Source organism: Rhodanobacter denitrificans (assembly GCF_003335105.1).
Taxonomy (GTDB): Bacteria; Pseudomonadota; Gammaproteobacteria; order Xanthomonadales; family Rhodanobacteraceae; genus Rhodanobacter; species Rhodanobacter denitrificans_A.
On the sequence record NZ_QFWQ01000005.1, the window covers coordinates 12,613 to 32,527 of the forward strand.

The 19,915-nt window shown below is 66.6% G+C and carries 22 protein-coding genes; 14 read left to right on the top strand and 8 right to left on the bottom strand.

Annotated features, from left to right (window positions below):
• Positions 1–108 precede the first annotated feature (108 nt).
• The gene (locus DEO45_RS07300) at positions 109–375 is read left to right on the top strand and encodes a DksA/TraR family C4-type zinc finger protein (RefSeq protein ID WP_114341964.1); all 267 of its coding nucleotides are present in this window, start codon (positions 109–111) and stop codon (positions 373–375) included.
• Positions 376–387: 12 nt separating this feature from the next.
• Here DEO45_RS07300 and DEO45_RS07305 read toward each other — a convergent pair whose 3' ends face one another.
• The 4 genes from DEO45_RS07305 to DEO45_RS07320 form a co-directional block, all read right to left on the bottom strand.
• Positions 388–786: an ExbD/TolR family protein gene (locus tag DEO45_RS07305; protein WP_114341967.1), complete on the bottom strand. Its 399-nt coding sequence runs from the start codon at positions 784–786 to the stop codon at positions 388–390.
• Positions 787–896: 110 nt separating this feature from the next.
• Positions 897–1,832, bottom strand: coding sequence for a DMT family transporter (locus DEO45_RS07310; protein ID WP_223250817.1), 936 nt, complete (start codon positions 1,830–1,832; stop codon positions 897–899).
• Between the two features lie 89 nt (positions 1,833–1,921).
• Positions 1,922–2,476: a fused DSP-PTPase phosphatase/NAD kinase-like protein gene (locus DEO45_RS07315; protein WP_114341973.1), complete on the bottom strand. Its 555-nt coding sequence runs from the start codon at positions 2,474–2,476 to the stop codon at positions 1,922–1,924.
• A 67-nt stretch (positions 2,477–2,543) separates the two neighbouring features.
• The gene (locus DEO45_RS07320) at positions 2,544–2,909 is read right to left on the bottom strand and encodes a VOC family protein (protein WP_114341976.1); all 366 of its coding nucleotides are present in this window, start codon (positions 2,907–2,909) and stop codon (positions 2,544–2,546) included.
• Between the two features lie 114 nt (positions 2,910–3,023).
• On the opposite strand from DEO45_RS07320, the gene DEO45_RS07325 reads away from it, so the two are divergent.
• Entirely contained in the window at positions 3,024–3,368 is a 345-nt protein-coding gene (locus DEO45_RS07325) for a zinc ribbon domain-containing protein YjdM (protein ID WP_114341979.1), read from the top strand.
• Positions 3,369–3,377: 9 nt separating this feature from the next.
• Here the strand turns inward: DEO45_RS07325 and DEO45_RS07330 are convergent, their stop codons facing one another.
• The 3 genes from DEO45_RS07330 to DEO45_RS07340 form a co-directional block, all read right to left on the bottom strand.
• Positions 3,378–4,772, bottom strand: a complete 1,395-nt coding sequence (locus DEO45_RS07330; protein ID WP_114341982.1) for a GGDEF domain-containing protein — start codon at positions 4,770–4,772, stop codon at positions 3,378–3,380.
• Positions 4,773–4,865: 93 nt separating this feature from the next.
• Complete coding sequence (locus DEO45_RS07335) at positions 4,866–5,405, bottom strand: lipocalin family protein (protein WP_114341985.1); 540 nt, start codon at positions 5,403–5,405, stop codon at positions 4,866–4,868.
• A 68-nt stretch (positions 5,406–5,473) separates the two neighbouring features.
• Positions 5,474–7,114 carry a Na+/H+ antiporter gene (locus tag DEO45_RS07340; protein WP_114341988.1) on the bottom strand — a complete coding sequence of 547 codons (1,641 nt, stop codon included), beginning with the start codon at positions 7,112–7,114 and terminating at the stop codon, positions 5,474–5,476.
• 124 nt (positions 7,115–7,238) lie between these two features.
• Here DEO45_RS07340 and DEO45_RS07345 point away from each other — a divergent pair, with 124 nt between their 5' ends.
• Positions 7,239–8,186 (top strand): ABC transporter ATP-binding protein, encoded by a 948-nt coding sequence (locus DEO45_RS07345; RefSeq protein WP_428992431.1) that lies wholly within the window; start codon positions 7,239–7,241, stop codon positions 8,184–8,186.
• On the top strand, positions 8,183–8,944 hold the full coding sequence (locus DEO45_RS07350; RefSeq protein ID WP_114341990.1) for an ABC transporter permease: 762 nt from the start codon (positions 8,183–8,185) through the stop codon (positions 8,942–8,944). Before DEO45_RS07345 ends, DEO45_RS07350 begins: the two co-directional genes overlap by 4 nt.
• A 21-nt stretch (positions 8,945–8,965) precedes the next feature.
• On the opposite strand, the gene DEO45_RS07355 is transcribed toward DEO45_RS07350, so the two are convergent.
• Positions 8,966–9,463 (bottom strand): hypothetical protein, encoded by a 498-nt coding sequence (locus tag DEO45_RS07355; RefSeq protein WP_114341993.1) that lies wholly within the window; start codon positions 9,461–9,463, stop codon positions 8,966–8,968.
• Between the two features lie 271 nt (positions 9,464–9,734).
• On the opposite strand from DEO45_RS07355, the gene DEO45_RS07360 reads away from it, so the two are divergent.
• The 10 genes from DEO45_RS07360 (at position 9,735) to DEO45_RS07405 (ending at position 19,894) form a co-directional block, all read left to right on the top strand.
• Complete coding sequence (locus DEO45_RS07360) at positions 9,735–10,586, top strand: DUF3014 domain-containing protein (protein WP_114341996.1); 852 nt, start codon at positions 9,735–9,737, stop codon at positions 10,584–10,586.
• A gap of 28 nt (positions 10,587–10,614) precedes the next feature.
• Positions 10,615–11,238: an RNA 2',3'-cyclic phosphodiesterase gene (gene thpR / locus DEO45_RS07365; protein WP_114341999.1), complete on the top strand. Its 624-nt coding sequence runs from the start codon at positions 10,615–10,617 to the stop codon at positions 11,236–11,238.
• 106 nt (positions 11,239–11,344) lie between these two features.
• The gene (locus DEO45_RS07370; protein ID WP_114342001.1) at positions 11,345–12,733 is read left to right on the top strand and encodes an NfeD family protein; all 1,389 of its coding nucleotides are present in this window, start codon (positions 11,345–11,347) and stop codon (positions 12,731–12,733) included.
• Between the two features lie 165 nt (positions 12,734–12,898).
• A complete protein-coding gene (locus DEO45_RS07375) occupies positions 12,899–13,675 on the top strand; it encodes a slipin family protein (RefSeq protein WP_114342003.1) in 777 nt (258 codons plus the stop codon).
• Between the two features lie 66 nt (positions 13,676–13,741).
• Positions 13,742–14,563 (top strand): SAM-dependent methyltransferase, encoded by an 822-nt coding sequence (locus tag DEO45_RS07380; RefSeq protein WP_189339695.1) that lies wholly within the window; start codon positions 13,742–13,744, stop codon positions 14,561–14,563.
• 140 nt (positions 14,564–14,703) lie between these two features.
• Positions 14,704–14,970 (top strand): hypothetical protein, encoded by a 267-nt coding sequence (locus DEO45_RS07385; RefSeq protein ID WP_114342010.1) that lies wholly within the window; start codon positions 14,704–14,706, stop codon positions 14,968–14,970.
• A 90-nt stretch (positions 14,971–15,060) separates the two neighbouring features.
• Complete coding sequence (locus DEO45_RS07390; RefSeq protein ID WP_114342014.1) at positions 15,061–15,267, top strand: hypothetical protein; 207 nt, start codon at positions 15,061–15,063, stop codon at positions 15,265–15,267.
• Positions 15,268–15,375: 108 nt separating this feature from the next.
• Positions 15,376–17,160, top strand: coding sequence for a GGDEF domain-containing protein (locus tag DEO45_RS07395; RefSeq protein WP_114342018.1), 1,785 nt, complete (start codon positions 15,376–15,378; stop codon positions 17,158–17,160).
• A 612-nt stretch (positions 17,161–17,772) separates the two neighbouring features.
• Positions 17,773–18,069, top strand: a complete 297-nt coding sequence (locus DEO45_RS07400) for a hypothetical protein (protein ID WP_114342022.1) — start codon at positions 17,773–17,775, stop codon at positions 18,067–18,069.
• 58 nt (positions 18,070–18,127) lie between these two features.
• Positions 18,128–19,894, top strand: a complete 1,767-nt coding sequence (locus tag DEO45_RS07405; protein ID WP_223250818.1) for a tetratricopeptide repeat-containing diguanylate cyclase — start codon at positions 18,128–18,130, stop codon at positions 19,892–19,894.
• Positions 19,895–19,915: the final 21 nt, after the last annotated feature.

A 19,915-nucleotide genomic window follows, 5' to 3' on the forward strand; every position in this document is an offset into this window, starting at 1 on the left:
GCACCCTCCGGCGGCGCTGCCGGGCCGCCAACGCTTGAAACGTTTTCCCGGCGCACCCAAATTATCGTTTGTGATGCGTCATATCGGCGGGTTTTCGGAGGTAAGACCATGGCAACCGGATGGGCAGGCGACGGCGCCGTGCAGGACCAGATCGACGCCACGGTCGACGACGCGGTGCAGCGGGCGCGCCAGCAGTTGCGCAAGGGCCCGGGCCTCAAGCACTGCGAGGAATGCGACGCGCCGATTCCCGCGGCACGGCGCAAGGCCGTGCCCGGCGTGCGCCTGTGCGTGGCCTGCCAGGAAACGCAGGACGCGGCGCAGCGCAGTGCCGGCTTGTACAACCGCCGCGGCAGCAAGGACAGCCAGCTGCGCTGAGTGCTCCCGCGCCTAACGCCCGACGAAACTGATGTCCGCCAGTCCGTTCGATTTCGCGCTGGACAGCACGTCCGCCACAGCCTGGTAGGGAGTGCCGTCGGCAGCGTCGATGTGCAGCGCCGGCGGCTTCGCCTGCAGCGCCGCGAGGGCCAGCTGGACGTTCACCGCGGAGCGGTCGACCGGCACCGCGTTCCAGTACATCGAGCCGTCGGAGTGGATCGCCAGCTGGATCGGCGCGGGCCTCGGCAGGTGCGGCTGCGGCCCCGGCTGCGGCAGGTCGATCTTCAGCCGCCGGGTGACCACCGGCGCGGTGATCATGAAGATGATCAGCAGCACCAGCAGCACGTCGACCAGCGGGGTGACGTTGATTTGCGCAATGGCATCACGGGAAGCACGGACGGGGAGAGCCATGGGTCTTCCTCCAGTTGCGTGATGGTGTCGAGCGGCGGGATGCCCGGCGCGAGCGGGGGATGCCGGGCGAGTCCAGCTTACTCCCGGCTTGCCGGGATCGGCTGCTTGCCTCAGACGGCCGGTTCGGTGGCCGCCGCCGACGGCTGCCGCCGCTGGCGCGCCAGGCTGTGTTCGCGGTGGGCGATATACAGGCTGGCGCCGATGATGATGGCGGCGCCCGTCGCGGTGTAGCGGTTCACGTCCTCGCCGAAGATCCACCACGCCAGCACCGCCACGATCAGCAGCTGCAGGTAGCTGAAAGGGGCGAGCAGCGAGGCGTCGGCCAGCCGCAGCGCGCGCGTCCAGCACCAGTGGCCGCCGGTGCCTAGTGCGCCGGACAGCACCAGCCACGGCCAGATCCCGGCGTGCGGCCATTGCCATACAGGCAGCGCGGCGGGCAGCGACAACGGCACCCACAGCAGGGTGGTGAGCAGCACGATGCGGTCGGCCGGCTCGCTGCCGGTCAGCGACTTGATGCTGATCGTCACCGCGCCGGTCAGTGCGGCCGCCAGCAGCGCGACCAGGCTGCCGGCGGCGAACGCATCGCTGCCCGGGCGCACGATCACCAGCACGCCGATGAAGCCGGCGACCACCGCGCTCCAGCGGCGCAGGCGCACCACCTCGCCGAGGAACAGCACCGCGCCAATGGTGACGAACAACGGCGAGGAGTACGACAGCGCCACCGCCTCGGCCAGCGGCAGGTTCACGATCGCCCAGAACCCGGCCAGCATGCCGCCCATGCCCAGCACGCAGCGCATCAGGTAGAAGCCGAAACGCGGCGTGTGCAGCAGTGGCCAGCCGTGCACCCAGAGCAGCGGCAGGGCGAACAGCGTGCCGAACGCGCTGCGGAAGAAGGTGATCTGGAACGGGTGCAACTGGGCGGAGGCGAAGCGGATCGTCACCGCCATCAGCGCAAAGAAACTCGCGCTGCCCAGCATCAGCAGCACCGCGCGCAGCGGCAGCGGCGTGGAGGCGGGCGGCGATGCAGGGATCGGGTCCAGGGCCATGCCAGGGAAAGCTTGGGAGGTGCGCATGGTATCCCACTTGCACCACGGCTTTCGCATCGACGGCGTCCGCGCGCTGCCGCCGACGGGTTTCAGTGGGCGGGTCGTGCCCCGGTGTCCATGGCGCCGTTCGACCATGCCTGCAGCCGCTCGCGCACGGCCGGTTCCAGGCTCTTCAGGCCCCAGCGGCGACCTTCGGCGACAGCCGCCTCGGCCGGTTGGCCGCCGACCTGCGCGGCGCGCAACGCGATCATTGCGCCGACCCGGTTGCCGCTGGCGCAATGCACCAGGGTCGGCCGGTTGCCGGCTTCGCGCAGCAGCCGGTCGAACCGCGCGACGTTGGCGCGGGTGAGGTCGTCGGCGCCGCGGATCGGCAGGTTGCGGTAGCCGATCCCGGCCGCGCGCACGGCGGCACCCTCGTCGAAACCCGCTTTCTCGCGGTCCGTGCTGAGGTCGATCACCTGGCGGATGCCGCCGCGCCGCAGCGCGGCGATGTCGCTAGCCTGCAGGCGCCCGGAGGCAACCCGGTGCGGCGCCGGGAATGCCACGTGGGGCAGCCCGGCGAGGGCGGTGTCGGCCGGCGTGGCGGCGAGAGCGGCGCCGGCGGCGCACACGAGGGCGAGCGACAGCAGTAGCGAGCGGAACATCCCGGATGCCTCCAGCCGATGGAAGCGACACCATACCCGAAGCGGGCCGCGCACCGCCGCCAGCGCTTCAGGCGGTTGCCGACTCGACGAAGGTGACCCTGTTGCCGTCCGGGTCGCATACCGGGGCGAAGCGCAGATAGTGCGTCGCCAGCTGCGGCACGGGCACGTCGATCTGCCGGCCTTGCAGATCCTGCAGGATGCCGTCGAGGTCGTCGACGATGATGCCCAGCGAGGCGACACCGATTCGCCGGCTCGCCTCGGCCAGCCCGTCCCGCGATCGTACGCGGACCCGGGTGCAGTCGGCGAGCTGCCATTCCGCGCAGTCGGCGTCCGGGGTGCAGTCGGGCACGCGCCCGAACAGGCGGGCATACCAGGCGCTTGAGGCCGCGAAGTCACTCGCGGCGACCGTGGCGAGGACCTGGTGGGCATTCATGGCGAGTCTCCGCAAGGGCTCGCCTGCTTTATAGCCGCCGACCGATGTCGATCGTGTGAAAGGCGGCCAGCCCGTACAATCGCGTTTCGCTTGAATGATCGCCAGGATCCGCCGATGTCCGATTTTCCCGCTTGCCCATCATGCGCGATGGAGAACACCTATCCCGACGGCGACAGCTGGATCTGCGCCGACTGCGGCCACGAATGGCCGGTGGCGGGTGCCGCGGACGAGGCCGATGCCGCGGCGGTGGTACGCGATGTCAACGGCAACGTACTCGGCAGCGGCGATACGGTGACGGTGATCAAGGATCTGAAGGTGAAAGGCTCCTCGATCCCGCTCAAGCAGGGCACGGTGATCCGCAACATCCGCCTGGTCGATGGCGACAGCGGGCACATCGAGGGCAATTCGGACAAGATCAAGGGTCTGGTGCTGAAGACCTGTTTCCTGCGCAAGGCCTGACCGCGCCGGCTACGGCGGCGCCTCGCTCATCAGCGCGCAGTTGCCGCCCCGCCGCTTGGCGGCATACATCGTGTCGTCGGCGCGCCGCAGCAGCGCACGATCGTCCTCGCCGTGCTCGGGATAGACGGCCATGCCGATGCTCACCGACATCTGCACTTGCCGCCCGCCCAGCTCGAACGGCTGTGCCAGCGCGGCGAGGATATCGGCGGCGATCGCGGTGGCGATCGCGGCGGCGTGTCCGGACGGGCCGATGCCGGCCAGCAGCACCACGAACTCGTCGCCGCCGATGCGGCCGACCGTGTCCGACTCGCGCACGCAGCGGCGGATGCGCGCGGCGGCTTCGCACAGCAGCAGGTCGCCGATGTCGTGGCCGTAGCTGTCGTTGACCGACTTGAACCGGTCCAGGTCCAGGTACAGCACGGCCGGACGCCGGCTGTCGCGGTGCGCCTCCGCCAGCGCGGTGCGCAGGCGGTCGTGGAACAGCTCACGGTTGGGCAGCGCGGTGAGCTGGTCGTGCCGTGCGAGGTAGCGCAGCCGCGTTTCGGTCTGCTTGCGCTCGATCGCCGCGGCCACCTGGGTGGAGACGAACTGCAGCAGCGCCTTGTCCTGCTCGGTGTAGCGCACCTCGCCGGAATAGCTCTGCACCACGAGCGCGCCGATCACGCCGTGCTGGCCGGCGAGCGGCACGCCCAGCCAGTCCAGCGAATGGCGCCTGGTGAGCGACCGGTCCGGTTCGGCCGGTGTCGGCGTGTCCGGCGTCAGCAGCAGGGCCCGGCCGCTGCGGATCACCTCTCCGCTGAGCGTGCCCGAGTCCAGCCGGCATGGCGCGGGCGCTTGGTCATACTGGTCGACGAAGTAGGGGAAGCTCAGCTCGTCCTTCCTCGCGTCGTACAGCGCCACGAAGAAGTTGTTTGCCGGGAGCAGCTTGCCGATGATCAGGTGGATGTGCCCGAACAGCGTCATCAGGTCCGCCGCCGAGTGTGCGGACTCGGAGATCGCATGCAGCGCCACCTGGATCTGTTCGGCACGCTCGAGTTCGGTGATGTCGCGCGCCACCGCGATGCGCATCCCGTCCGCCTCCGACCAGCGCGCCGACCACATGATGTGGACCACCCGCCCGTCCTTGCGCACGTAGCGGTTCTGGAAATGCGGCTTGGGCTGGCCGGCCATGATCTCGTTCGCCGCCTGCAGGGTGCGTTCGCGGTCGTCGGGATGCACCAGTTCGATCATCGGCCGGCCGATGATCTCCTCCGGCGCATAGCCGAAGATGCGTTCGAACGCGGCGCTGACGAACACATAGCGCCCCTCGACATCCACCACGCAGACTGCGTCGAGCAGGAGATCCATCACGTGGTCGATGGAGGGGGCGGCACCGGATGGGGGCGGGAAAAGCGGCTGGTTCATGCGTGCCCGGGCAGCGGTCGAAGTGGCGGTGGTGCCGGCTTTGCAGCCTATCCCGATTTCACGCGGAAAATGTCTACGGAGGCGCCTCCGCGGTCAATCCAGCGGGGCGGTGAGGATCAGCTGGTCGACCGGGTAGCCGCGCTGGCGTGCGCGTTCCTTGAGGGTTGCGAACAGCGTGCGATCGAGCGCGGGGCGACGCGAGAGTATCCACAGGTGCCGCCGGCCGGGGCTGCCGACCACCGCCCATTGGTAGTTCGCGTCCACCTCGATCACCCAGTAGTCGGCCCACACCGCCGGCAGCCAGGTTAGCCAGGCCGGCGCGAAGCGCACTTCCAGCGCGGCCGGCTGGTGGCCCTTGATCCGCGCCACGCCGTCGACCGCCATCACGCCCTTGTCGGTGCGGCAGGTATTGTGGATACCGACGGTGCCGTCGGGATTGGGCGTGTAGGTGGCGATGACGGCATCCAGGCACTTGCGCTCGAAGTACATCGGCAGGCGTGCGATCTCGTGCCACTGGCCGGCGTAGCGGTGGAGGTCCAGCGATGGCACCGGCCGGTTCGGCAAGGTGGCGGTCGCAGCGGGCCAGGCGAAGATCATGGCCGCCGTGACCAGAAGCCGGTGGAACATGAGCATGGTCGGGCTCCGTGGCTTGTGCATGGGCGAGCAAGGCGGAATTTCCGGGACGATACAGCACGGACTAGCTAGCGGTAGCGTGCTTCCTGCAGGTCGATCTCGCGCACCAGTCGGCGCGAGACCTCGTCGGAGATGCGGCGGCGGCGTGCCAGTTCGAAGATGGCCTCGCGCTGGCCCTGCAGCGCGGCCAGGCGCAGCTCGCGTTCGGCCACGTCGGCCTTGCGCAGCTGTCGCGCCTCCTCCTCGTTGGAGGAGTCCTCGTCCAGCCAGTGCTGGTACAGCGCGATCACCCGGGTGCCCGCGCTGGTGTAGATATCGATGTCGCTGCCCGGGGCTTTTTCCAGCAGTTCGTGCTGGGCCTTCTCGACGGCGGCGATCGCCGCGGTGGCGGCGGTGCGGCGGGCCAGGTTCTCTTCCCGCAGGGCCGCTGGCTCCGGCGGCAATTCGAGGCCTTTCAGCAGCGGCGGCAGCCCGATGCTGGCGGCCAGCAGCGACAGCAGGATCACCGCGGTGGCGAGGAAGATCGCCAGCTCGCGCGCAGGAAAGGGCGTGCCGTCAGGCAGCAGCAGCGGCAGCGTCATCACGCCGGCCAGGGTGATCGCACCGCGCACGCCGGCCAGCGAGGTGGCCAGCAGCAATCGCCAGTGCGGCCGGCTCACCGGGGCGCCGCGGTGGTACGCCTTCAGCACGTTGATCCGCAGCGAGATCCACACCCAGGCCAGGCGCAGCAACGCCAGGCCGATATTGATCGCCAGCGCGTACACCAGCAGCCACCATGGATTGCGATGGCCGCTCTGCGCCACCGACGCCATCGCGCCCTGCAGGCTGGCGGGCAGCTGCTCGCCCAGCAGCACGAACATGATGCCGTTCAGGGCGAACTGCACGGTGTTCCATACCGCCGCGCGCTGCACCCGTGTGGTGGCCAGCAGGCGGCCGCTGAGCTCGACGTAGCTCATGGTGATGCCGGCCGCGACCGCGGCGAGGATGCCCGAGGCGGCAACCTGCTCGGCCAGCAGGTAGGCACCGAACGGGATCAGCAAGCTGATCAGGATCGGCGAGCCCGCCTCCTGGCCGAAGTGCCGCGACAGCCAGCGTTGCGCGAAGCTCACCCCCACGGTGAACAGCACGCCCACGCCGAGCCCGGCCAGCGCCACCCACAGGAAGGTCAGCGACGCCGACAGCAGCGAGAAGCCGCCGGTCACCGCCGCCGCCACGGCGAAGCGGAAACAGACCAGGCCGGTGGCGTCGTTGAGCAGCGACTCGCCCTCGAGGATGTGCATCAGCCGCTTCGGGATCGGCACGCGCGCGGTGATCGACGACACCGCCACCGGGTCGGTCGGCGACACGATCGCCGCCAGCGCGAACGCCACCGCCAGCGGCATTGCCGGGATCAGCCAGTGGATCAGGAAGCCGACGCCGACCACGGTAAACACCACCAGTCCCAGCGCCAGCGCCACGATCGCACCGCGGTCGCGCAGCAGCCCGTCCTTGGGAATGCGCCAGCCGTCGAGGAACAGCAGCGGCGGCAGGAACAGCAGGAAGAAGATCTCGGGGTCGAGCGCCACGCCATGCTTGAACACGCCGGCGATCACCGCGCCCAGCCCGATCTGCACCAGCGGCAGCGGCAGCGAGAACGGCAGCATGCGCACGAGGTAGCCGCTGCCGACCACAGCCAGCAACATGGCCAACGCTACTTCGATCGAATTCATGCGTGTTCCGGCGACGAGTTTTGACCTTAGCAAGAGCGTGGCCACATCGTCGAGAGGGTCACGGGAACGGGCGCGGCTGGCCGTGGCGGCAGGGATGGGCATACCATCGGCGCTCCCCGCCGCCATGACCGTGCCAGGAGACAGCGTGCAGCCGATCATTGCCGTCAACCAGCTCAGCAAGACGTATGCATCCGGGTTCCAGGCGCTGAAGCGGATCGACCTGGAGATCCGCCAGGGCGAGATCTTCGCCTTGCTGGGCCCGAACGGCGCCGGCAAGACCACCCTGATCAGCATCATCTGCGGCATCGTCAACCCCAGCGAGGGCACGGTGCTGGCCGACGGCCACGACGTGGTGCGCGACTACCGCGCGGCGCGCGCGAAGATCGGCCTGGTGCCGCAGGAGCTGACCACCGACGCGTTCGAGACGGTGTGGAACACGGTCAGTTTCAGCCGCGGCCTGTTCGGCCGGAGCGCCAACCCGGCGCATGTCGAGAAGGTGCTGAAGGACCTCTCGCTGTGGAGCAAGAAGGACAGCAAGCTGATCACCCTGTCCGGCGGCATGAAGCGGCGCGTGATGATCGCCAAGGCGTTGTCGCACGAGCCGCAGATCCTGTTCCTCGACGAGCCCAGCGCCGGCGTCGACGTGGAACTGCGCCGCGACATGTGGGCGATGGTGCGCGCGCTGCGCGCCACCGGCGTCACCATCATCCTGACCACCCACTACATCGAGGAGGCCGAGGAAATGGCCGACCGCATCGGGGTGATCCACAAGGGCGAGCTGATCCTGGTCGAGGACAAGGCCGAGCTGATGAACAAGCTCGGCCGCAAGCAGCTCACCCTGCACCTGCAGGATCCGCTGGAAACCATCCCCGCGGCGCTGGCCGGTTACCCGCTGGAACTGTCGGCCGATCGGCAGCAGCTGGTCTACACCTTTGACGCGCAGGGCGAGCACACCGGCATCGACATGCTGCTGCGCCGGCTCGGCGAGGCGGGCATCGACTTCAAGGACCTCAAGACCAGCCAGAGTTCGCTGGAAGACATCTTCGTCAGCCTGGTGAGGGAGCACGCATGAATATTTACGCGATTCGTGCAATCTACCTGTTCGAGATGGCGCGCACCTGGCGCACCCTGCTGCAGAGCATCGTCTCGCCGGTGATTTCCACCTCGCTGTACTTCGTGGTGTTCGGTGCGGCGATCGGTTCGCACATGACCGGCATCGACGGGGTCAGCTACGGCGCCTTCATCGTGCCGGGGCTGATCATGCTGTCGCTGCTGACGCAGAGCATCTCGAACGCCTCGTTCGGCATCTACTTTCCGAAGTTCGTGGGCACGATCTATGAGATCCTGTCGGCGCCGGTGTCGCCGTTCGAGATCGTCGCCGGCTACGTGGGCGCGGCGGCGAGCAAGTCGGTCATCCTGGGCCTGATCATCCTGGTCACCGCGCGGCTGTTCGTGCCGTTCCAGATCGAACATCCGCTGTGGATGCTGGCCTTCCTGCTGCTCACCGCAGTCACCTTCAGCCTGTTCGGCTTCATCATCGGCATCTGGGCGGACAACTTCGAGAAGCTGCAGCTGGTGCCGCTGCTGGTGGTGACGCCGCTGACCTTCCTCGGCGGCAGCTTCTACTCGATCCACATGCTGCCGCCGTTGTGGCAGAAGGTCACCCTGTTCAATCCGGTGGTGTACCTGATCAGCGGCTTCCGCTGGAGTTTCTACGGTGTGTCCGACGTCGGCGTGGGCGTCAGCGTGGGGATGACCGCGGTGTTCCTCGCGATCTGCCTCGCCGCGGTGTGGTGGATCTTCCGCACCGGCTACCGGCTGAAGGCCTGAGCCGGATGCGTGCCGACGTGCTCAGGTCAGCGCGGTATGCGCATGGAACGGCAGCGGCCGGGCGCCGGTGCGCACCACCGCCGGCTCGGCCGCATCGAGCTGTTCCCGGCTGGCGTCGATCACCACCAGGATGCGCCCTGCCGCGATCTCGTCCCTGAATTTGCGGCTCACCGTATCCGGCACTTCGAAGCCGACGATCTCGCCGATGCAGGTGCCGAATGCGGCGCCGGCGATGGTCATTGCCGCGGCGCCGGCCAGCGTCACACCCAGCGGCGGCACCGCGACCGCGATCAGCCCCAGCAGCAGGCCGGTGCCGCCGCCGCAGACGCCGCCGCGCACGGCGGCGGGATAGAAGTCGTTGCGTCCCTGCATCAGGTGATCGGGGATCTTCTCCAGCTCGATGTCCTCGCGGGCGACCAGCGAGATGTCGCGGTCCTCGACGCCGGCCTCGCGCGCCGCAGCCATCGCGGCGCGCGCTGCCAGCAGGTCGGCGGTGCTGAATACACAACGGGTTTTCATGGGGCGGCCCTCCGCTTCCGGCATGGCGACTGCTGCACGGATGCTCCGGTTGACCCGGTAGATCCACACGGGCAAGACGGTTGCGCAGTCGAACCTTTAGTCGTCACGACGTTGTCGGCGCGTGACCCGATTGTTATCGGACAAGGATGGGAGGCGGTCCGCGACAGGCCGCCGGGACAGCTGGTACGGTGTCGTGACATTACACGCGCGATGAACGAATCGCGCATGAACAAGTCCATACCGGATATCCGACGGAAGAACGGGAGTGAACATGCGCAGGCATGCATCGACAGGCAGCTGGATCGGCGCGGTGGTGGTAGTACTGGCCATCGTGGCGGGGGGCATATACCTCGCGCGCAAGGCCATGCATCCCGACATATCGGTGCCAACTGCGCCGGCGCCTTCGGCGTCGGCCGCCGCGGCTCCCGCCGCATCGTCGGTCCAGCATCCGATCGAACAGGTGCAGGCCGGTCCGGCGGCGGCCTCGACCGCTGCGTTGCCCGCGCTGGGCGACAGCGATGCCAATGTGGCCGCAGCGCTCCTCGCGCTGGCCGGCGACAGCAACCTGTCCTCGCTGCTGCTGAGCCAGCAACTGGTCGCGCGCATCGTCGCCACCGTCGACGCGCTGCCGCGCCACGACGGGCTGGCTGCGTTCACGCTGCCGGCGCGCACGCCCAGAGGCACGTTCGCCGTCGACCAGGCGGGCGCCGTCACGCACTCCGGCGCCGCGAACAGCGCGCGCTACGCGCCGTACATGCGCGTCGTGGATGCGGTCGATCCCCAGGCGCTGGTGGCCTGGTACGTCCATGCCTATCCATTGTTCCAGCAGGCCTACCGGCAGTTGGGCTACCCCAAGGGGTATTTCAACGACCGCCTGATCGTCGCGATCGACGACATGCTGGCCGCGCCGGAGCCCGCCCAGCCGCCGGCCGTGGTGCGCTCGAAGGCGTACTACGTCTATGCCGACCCGGCGCTGGAATCGCTGTCGACCGGGCAGAAGCTGCTGCTGCGCGTGGGTTCCGCCGATGCGGCGAGGATCAAGGTGAAGCTGCGCACTATCCGGAGCCTGCTGGCCAGGCGGCCCGTGCCGGTGGCGCCCACGCCGGCGGCCACCGCCGGCTAGGTCCGCGCGCCATGTCGGCAGTCCAGCGATGACCCGGCGACTCCAGTCCTCCGGTCCGCCCCAGCTCGACCTGCTCGGCGGTGACGTCACGCGGCCGGCCGAGGTGCATCGGTTGTTCCTGGCCCTGCTGCCGGATGCGGCGACGCGCACCCGGCTGGCGCAGGCCGCGGATGGACTCCGGGCCAGCCAACCCGGCCTGCATGCGCGCTGGGTCAACCCGGCGCGCTATCACGCCACGCTGCATTTCCTCGGCGACCATGCGTTGCTGCGGCAGGATGTGGTCGCCGCCGCGACAGCCGCCGCGGACCGGCTGCGCACGACCTCGTTCGAGTGGGTGCTGGACCAGGCCGCCAGCTTTCGCGGCCGGCAACCGCCGTGCATCCTGCGCGGCGCCGGCGTGCCCGAACCGCTCCATCAGCTATGGCGGGAGCTGCGCCACGCCTTGACCCTGGCAGGGCAGGGCCGCCACCTCGAACGCAGCTTCACGCCGCACGTCACGCTCGCCTACAGCCACGGCGCGCTACTGGATCCCATGCCGGTGGAGCCGGTGGCATGGCAGGTCGATCGCGTCGCACTGGTCCACAGCGTGGTCGGCCAGCCGGACTACCAGATACTGGCGGATTGGCCGCTGCCGGAGCCTGCGCCGGAATAGGGAATCCCGCGCCGGTGCCGGGAGCGGCGGGTCGCCGATCGCTTTCTGAACAACGGCGGGGGTACAGTGGCCGTGTCGTCGCTGATGCCTTGCGGAGGTTGCCGTGATGATGCGTTGGCCGTGGCTGGCCGGGATGGCGATCCTGCTCGCGCTGCCGCTGCGCCCCGCGTTCGCTGCCGGGCCGGCGGCCGATGCCAGCCCGGCCGGCGCCGGCATGGTGGCGCAGATCACGCTGGCCGGACCGATCGGGCCGGCCGCCGCCGAGTACTTCGACGACGCGGCGAAACGCGCCGTGGCCGACGGCGCGGTGGCGATCGTGCTGCGGCTGGATACGCCCGGCGGGCTGTCCGATTCGATGCGGCAGATCATTGCCGGCATGCTGGCCAGCGAGGTGCCGGTGCTGGTGTACGTCGCCCCGGGCGGTGCCCGTGCGGCATCGGCAGGAACCTACATCCTGTACGCCGGGCAGATCGCCGCGATGGCGCCGGCCACCCACCTGGGGGCGGCCACGCCGGTGCAGCTGGGCGGCTCGCGGCCGATGCCGTTGCCGAAAGCGGGCGAGCCGCCGGCGTCGCCCGGTTCCGCCGCGGAAGACGAGGCAACGGCCGAGGATGCCGAAGCGCAGAAGGCCATGAACGATGCGATCGCCTACATCCGTTCGCTGGCGCAGTTGCGCGGGCGCAACGCGCAATGGGCCGAGCAGGCGGTGCGCGGCGCGGCCACGCTGACCGCCAGCGAGGCCGCGCAGCAGCACGTGATCGACTTCGTGGCGACGGATGTGACCGACCTGCTGGCCAGGGCGGACGGGCGCAAGGTGCGGGTGGGCGACCGCGACGTCACCCTGCGTGTCAAGGGTGCATCCGTGCGCGAATATGCGCCCGGTGCGCGCACGCGCTTCCTGGCCATCATCACCAACCCCACCATCGCCTATCTGCTGCTGCTGGCCGGCATCTTCGGGCTGCTGCTGGAAGCGATGCATCCCGGTGCGATGCTGCCGGGCATCGCCGGCGGCATCTGCCTGCTGGTCGGCCTGTACGCATTGCAACTGCTGCCGGTGAACTACGCCGGGCTGGCGCTGATGGCGCTGGGAGTCGGCCTGCTGGTGGCCGAGGCGGCCAATCCCAGCGTGGGCGCGTTCGGTGTCGGTGGGCTGGTGTCGTTCGTGGTGGGCTCGGTGATGCTGATGAATACCGGGGTGCCGGGCTATGGCGTCAATCTCGGCGTGATCGCCGGCATCGCCGTGTGCGCGGCGGCCTTGCTCGCGCTGATCGTGTGGCTGGTGTTCCGTTCGCGCCGCGCCCATCAGGTTACCGGCGATGCGGCGATGCTGGTGGATACCGGGGAACTGCTGGAGCCGGTGGAAGCCGGCGGCGAGGCGTGGATGATGGTGCGCGGCGAGCGCTGGCGCGTGCGCTGCGACAGCTCCCTGCCGGCCGGTGCGCGGGTGCACGTGGTGTCGCGGCAAGGGTTGTTGTTGCGGGTCGAGCCGCTGTGATTTTGTAGGGCCGGCAGTGCCCGCCGGCTTCTGCCTCCTGCACTGGTGCGAGGGGCATGGCGAGAGCGGCGGGGAGTGCCCGCCCTACTTTCGGATGTTTGGCCGGCGACGTGGTGGAGCGGAGCGGCGAAGGCGGCTTCAAGATTCGGTTCACGGGAGAGTGTCATGTTCGGATTCGTCGGTGTACTGATCATTCTCGGCGCGCTGCTGCTGTTCTCCGCGGTGAAGATCCTGCCGGAGTACCAGCGCGGGGTGGTCCTGACCCTGGGTCGCTACACCGGGACCAAGGGGCCCGGACTGGTGTTGCTGGTGCCGTTCGTGCAGCGGATGATCCGGGTCGACCTGCGGGTGACCGTGATGGACGTGCCGCCGCAGGACGTGATCTCGCGCGACAACGTCTCGGTGCGGGTGAATGCGGTGGTCTACTTCCGCGTGGTGGAGCCGGACAAATCCGTGCTGCAGGTGGAAAACTTCCTGCAGGCGACCAGTCAATTGGCGCAGACCCGGCTGCGCTCGGTGCTGGGCCAGCACGAGCTGGACGAGATCCTGTCGCAGCGCGACTCGATCAACCACACCCTGCAGACGATCCTGGACGAGGCTACCGACCCGTGGGGCATCAAGGTCGCCAACGTGGAGATCAAGGACGTCGACCTCAACGAGACCATGGTGCGCGCGATCGCCCGCCAGGCCGAGGCCGAGCGTGAGCGCCGCGCCAAGGTGATCCACGCCGAGGGCGAGCTGCAGGCCGCCGAGAAGCTGCGCGACGCCGCCGAGCTGCTGTCGCAGCAACCGCAGGCGCTGCAACTGCGCTATCTGCAGACGCTGGCCGACATGTCCAACAACGGCAAGTCCTCCACCGTCGTGTTCCCGCTGCCGCTGGACCTGATCCGGCCGCTGCTGGAGGCGTTGCCGGCAAAGCCCGGTCCGGCGCCGGAGCGCTGAGCTGGCGCCGCCGTCCGGGGCCGGTGAATAATGCCGTTCACCCCCTTGCCGAGACGAGCGACCGCCATGGATGCAGCACCTTCACCCGGAAGCCTGGTCTGCGTGGGCCTGGGCATGACACTGGGTTCGCACCTCGGGCCGCTGGCGCGCAGCCATATCGAACAAGCGGACGTGGTGTTCGCCGGGCTCTCCGACGGCATCGTCGAGATGTGGCTGCACAAGATGCATCCGGATGTGCGCAGCCTGCAGCCGTACTACCGCGAGGGCAAGTCGCGCATGAAGACCTACCGCGAGATGGTCGAGGCGATCCTTACCGAGGTGCGCGCGGGCAAGAGGGTGTGCGGGGTGTTCTACGGCCATCCCGGCGTGTTCGCCTGGGCGCCGCACAAGTCGATCGAGGTGGCCCGTAGCGAGGGCTACGCCGCGCACATGGAGCCTGGGATCTCCGCCGAGGACTGCCTCTATGCGGACCTCGGCATCGACCCCGGCCGCTACGGCTGCCAGCACTTCGAGGCCAGCCAGCTGCTGTTCTACCGGCGCCGGATCGACCCGACCGCCTACCTGGTGCTGTGGCAGGTGGGCCTGGTCGGCGACCAGTCGCTGGCACGCTTTTCCACCGGCCCGGCCTACCGCGAACTGCTGGTCGAGGTACTGGCGCGCGACTACCCGGCCGACCACGAGATCACCATCTACCGCGGCGCGACCCTGCCAATCCAGCAGCCGCGGATCCGGCGCATCCGGCTGGGCGACCTGCCGCACGCCGAGGTAAGTATGGAAGACACCGTGGTATTGCCGCCGGTCGGCCCGCTGCAGCCCGACATGGAAATGCGCGCGCGGCTGGACGCGCTGGACAAGGCCGAAATCCGGCCGGACATGGGTATTTTGTGAACAGGTAGGCAAGCTGCCATTGGCGCCGTCCCTAGGATGAATCGGCGCGATTCGCGGCCAGTTGCCGGGAAAATACATTGCACTCCCGGAGCCGGGTGAATCGCGCCATTCCATCCATCGAACATTTTAGGAGACGCGCCATGTCGAATATCGTCGATTTTCTTGAAACCGTCGGGCAGAACGCCAGTTTGCGCTATGCCCCCGCTGAGGACATGCAGCGGATACTTGCAGGTATCCAGGTCGACCATGAAGTGCGTGATGCCATACTGGCGAAGGATCAGGCACGGCTGACAGCACTCGTGGGTGCGACAAACGTGTGCTGCATGCTGGTCCCTGCGATGTTGCAACCGAGCCAGGATTCGGCCTCGGATGAGGAGCGCGGGGGTTACCACCAACGGCGTGCCTGAGGCAGGAAGGATTCGCTGGCGTACTGCGAATGAGGAATCTCGACTCTCCCGGGTGTGCTGTTCCAGCCAGCTTCAACCTGAGGGAATTGCATGTCGGACGTCGAATTTCCCGATCAAGTTGGCCAGGATGCGCGGCTTGGCCGCGGAACAGGGGACGAATTCAAGCTTGCACTGGTTGCTGAAGGTTTTGATCCTCAAGTCCAGGAGGCCATTCGTTCCGGGAGTCAGACCCAACTGGAGGCTATGTTTGGCATGGCACCAGCCATCGGGTTTCTGGCGTTGGGCAAGGAGCAGTAGGATGATGCCGGGGGAGCTCCCGGGGCGTGACAGCAGCGGAGGTTCGGGGCTTTGGGGCCGCTGAGTCGTTGGGCGAGGGCAATGCATACATCCGGCAAGCGACATGGAATGCAGATTGCTGGACTTGTCCTGCTCGGGATGCTGTTTGCGGCGGGTACGGCCTTGGCTGCCGTACCCGTCGCCTCAGGCGACGTTTCGGTGTCGCTCAAGCATGCGGACAGCATCAAGTTGTCCGATCAGGGGGAGTTCCAGCGGATTCTTGATCGACTGGACCACGACAGGGCTGCGCTGACGCAGGAGCAGACTGGTTACCTGCACTACCTCCAGGCTTGGCAGGCTGCCTATCGCGGCGATTACCATGCTTCAGACGCCATGGTCGGAGAACTTCTGGAGAAGTCCCACGATACCACTGTCCTCTTCCGGACCAAGGTGCTGAAAGTCAATACCCTGGCGGAGCGTTCGCGTTACGAGGAGGCGTTCCAGCTGGAGAGCCAGCTGCTCGCCCGGTTGCCGGAAATTACCGATGCGGATGCCCGCGGGCAGGCCTTGGTCATCGCTGCTTACCTGTATGAAGAGGCGGGGCAGTACGACCTGGCGTTCGACTATGCCGACCAGGTATTCAAGGAAAGCCCCGGCCCGTACAGCTGCAAGGCCGAACACGCCAGGCTGGCCGCGCTCTACAAGAGCGGCAGGCTGGAAGGTATCGACGAGCAATTCCGCAAAGGCATCGAAATCTGCACGGAAGCGAAGGATCCCCTCTACAGCAATGGCATCAGATTTTACATGGCCAGCCTGGCGCTCCAGCGCGGCCATGCCGAGGACGCCATCCGTTTGCTGGAGGGCAATTACGCCAGCGTCACGCACAGCAATTACCAGATGTTGATTTCCGAATTCGACGCCCTGCTGGCCGAGGCTTATATGAGTACCGGCCAGCTGGCGCAGGCGAAACGGTTCGCTCTCCAAGTCGTCGACCAGAGCACGCGCAACGAGTACGCCGAGTCGCTCAGCATCGCCTATCGCGTCCTGTACCTGATTGAAAAGCAGCAGGGCCATCTGGACAAGGCCCTCGTCTACCACGAGCAGTACATGCTGGCCAACAAGGGCTACCTGAACGCGGTGAATGCCCGGGCACTTGCCTACCAGACTGTGCAGCAACAGTTGGCTGCCAAGAAGCTGCAGATCGACACCCTGAGCAAGCAGAACGAAATCCTGCGGCTGCAGCAGAACCTCGACCGGAAAGCCACGGAGAACAGCCGGCTGTACATCATCCTGCTGGTCACGGTGCTGGCCTTCATCGGCTTCTGGGCCTACCGCATCAAACGCTCCCAGCTGCGCTTCATGCGGCTGGCGCGGCGCGACGGCCTCACCGGCATCTTCAACCGGCAGCATTTTGTCAATGAGGCCGAGCTGCAATTGCAGTACTGCCGGAAGTCGGGTCGGGAGGCTTGCCTGGTGCTGATCGATCTGGATCATTTCAAGGCGGTCAACGACAACTACGGGCATGCGGTTGGCGATCGCGTTTTGAAACGCGCGGTGGCGGCTTGCCACGCGCATCTGCGCTCCACCGATATCTTTGGCCGCCTGGGCGGCGAGGAGTTCGGCATCGTGTTGCCGGAGTGCACGCTCGAGCAGGTGCTGAGCCGGGCTGAACGGATCCGGCGGGCTATCGTGGAAGTGGTCCGCGGCGATGCTGTCGACGACATTTGCGTCTCGGCCAGCTTCGGCGTGGCCAGCACCGCACGTTCGGGCCACGATCTGCGCCAGTTGCTGATCCACGCCGACGATGCGCTGTACCAGGCCAAGCGCGAGGGTCGAAACCGGGTCAGCGTGAGCGATGGTCGGGCAAAGCCGCGTCTGGGTACCGTCGGCGCGGCAACCGGGAGTGTGCAGTAACCGCTCTTCCGTCCGTCTGCCGACATACGCGCATCGGACGGCTATCTTCCTGCACGCTGCCGCAGGTCGACGCAGGCATGAAAGATACGAGGATGGCGCCAGCAGCCCCACCCCGTGCAGGTCGGTCACAAGGTTCGGCGCGGCTTTCCGTGCTGGAACGAGCCGTTGCTGGCGCTATTTGAAAGGCTCGGTGTCGGAAGCTCCATCCGTCCGAAAGCGAGCTCGACAGGTCGAATGGGCCGATAATCCAGGGCAGGGTTATTGCACTGGGGAATAGTCTCCAGCGGAACGGGTGGCGATCCGGGCAGGCTGGCAATCGGCCATCCAAAACCAGTTCGTCATGTGCGGTGCGAAGTGATGGTGTATTTTTGGTTTGCTGGAGCAGGTTGGTGTTACTGCTTGCAACGGACAAAAGGGCGGCGCCGGGGAGACAAGGCTCACCGAAGCTAGTGACGGAGCGGCTCACCAACGTGTTGCAGGTGAACTTTGAAATCGCCCGGCATTGGCTGGTTCCGTAAAAGGACTCAGTGAAAGCTTCGAGTCTTTCGTCAACACCATCCGTCGTTCGTGACTCCAGCGTTACCGGATTCTCAGCGGGAAAGGGGGTAACCGATGTTCGACGTAATCGATTTTCTCCAAACTGTCGGCCAGGACGCACAGTGGCGTCATGCTGACACGGAGGCGCTGGCCGTCGCATTGACTGAGGCAGAGATTGATCCGGAGCTACGGGTGGCGATCCTTGCCGGGGATGAACAGGGATTGCAGGCATTGCTGGGGCAGGATCCGTTCTGCTGTCTGATCAACCCTGCCAAGCCAGATGAAGAACAGGAGGAGTGTGACGGCAGCTGCGAAGAGGAGGAGGAGAACGACAACGATAAGGACAAGGAGAATGACAAGGGAAGGGGGTGAGATTAAGGGCCTGGCTTCACGATTTGTCGTTTCTGCGCCTACGACCACTGGCTAGCTCATGAACCAGGCTGGCAGATACAGACTGATGCTCCGATGCTGCGCACTTCTGCCCTGGTTTGTCGCAGGCGCGGTTGCTGCGACTGCGCCTGTATCCAACGATCCCGCGCAATTGCTAAGAGAAGCCGAAATCGCGCAGCCTTCCCGTCGCGCCGAGTTCAATGAACTCATGGGCCGACTTGATCAAATTGCGGCGCGGCTCTCCCCCCAGCAGAAACTACATCAGCGTTACCTTATGGCACGGCAAGTCGCCTTTGCAGGCAACTACAAAGAAGCCCTGCCATCGTTGACGGCGGTCGCCGATCAAACCGCAGATCCTGTTCTGGCGTTTCGTGCCAGTGCCACGGTGATCGACCTTCTGGTAGCTGAGTCTCGGTATGAGGAGGCTTTTGCCAGACTCAATCCCTTGCTGGACCAGTTGCCGACCATGAAGGAAAGCGACGTCCGCATGCAGGGACTTGGCGTCGCGGCGCAGCTGAACAACGAGGCAGGTCAATACGATGTGTCCGTTCGCTATGCCGATCAAATAATCAAGGAAAGTACCGACGCCCAAGGTGCATGTCGGGGCTGGTTCTACAAGTCGGATGCGCTGTTTCAAAGTGGTGATACACAGCTGGCCGCCGATCAGCTTCACGATGGCACCGAGGCATGCGGAAAGGCGGGCGATACACTGTTTTCGCTCAGTTTCCAGCATTTGCTGGCAAGTTTTGACCTGAGGCAGGGGCGCCCTGAGTCGGCTATTCGCGTGTTGCAAGCGAGCTACCCCAAGGTGCAGCAAGCAGGCTTTCCACCTCAGCTTTCCCAGTTCGAGTCTACGTTGGCCACGGCTTACTGGGAGAGTGGGGATCTCGTCTCGGCAGCGAAATTTGCCAATGACGCCCTGGCGACGAACGCCAACAGGCAGTATTCGGAGTCGACGGCGAACGCCTATCAAGTGCTTTACGAGGTCGACAAGAAAATGGGCAACAGCAATGGCGCCCTGGCATACCTTGAAAAATACTCAGCTGCCCACGATGGCTACCAGAGTAGGCTCAGCGCGAAGGCACTCGCCTATCAGATTGTCAAACAGCAGGTGCTGGCGAAGAAGCTCCAGATCGAGGGGCTCGACAAGAAGAACAGGATTCTCACCCTGCAGGGAGAGCTGGATCGCAAGGCAGCGGAAGCCAGCCGGCTGTATATCGCCCTGCTGCTGCTGGTACTGGCATCGATTGTCCTGTGGACCTACCGCATCAAGCGTTCGCAACTGCGCTTCATGCGGCTGGCGCGGCGCGACGGCCTCACCGGCATCTTCAACCGGCAGCACTTCGTCACCGAGGCCGAGCGGCAGTTGCGCTACTGCCGCAAATCGGCACGCGATATCTGCCTGGTTTTGATCGACCTGGACCACTTCAAGCTGGTCAACGACACCCATGGGCATGCGGTGGGCGATCGGGTGCTGAAGCGCGCGGTCGATGCCTGCCAGGCGCACCTGCGTTCCACCGACGTGTTCGGCCGTCTCGGCGGAGAGGAGTTCGGCCTGTTGTTGCCCGAGTGCACGCGGGACAACGTGCTGGTGCGGGTCGAGCAGATGCGCGCGGCAATCGCCGCCGTTTCGAGCACCAGGGATGCGCCTGATATCCCGGTCTCGGCCAGCTTCGGCGTGGCTGCCGCAGTCGACTCCGGTTACGCGTTGCGGCAACTGATGATCGATGCCGATCGCGCCCTTTACCAGGCCAAGCATGAAGGGCGCAACCGGGTCAGGCTTTTTGACGCGAACATGCGCAGCTGAATGTCGTGCGGGTGCACGATG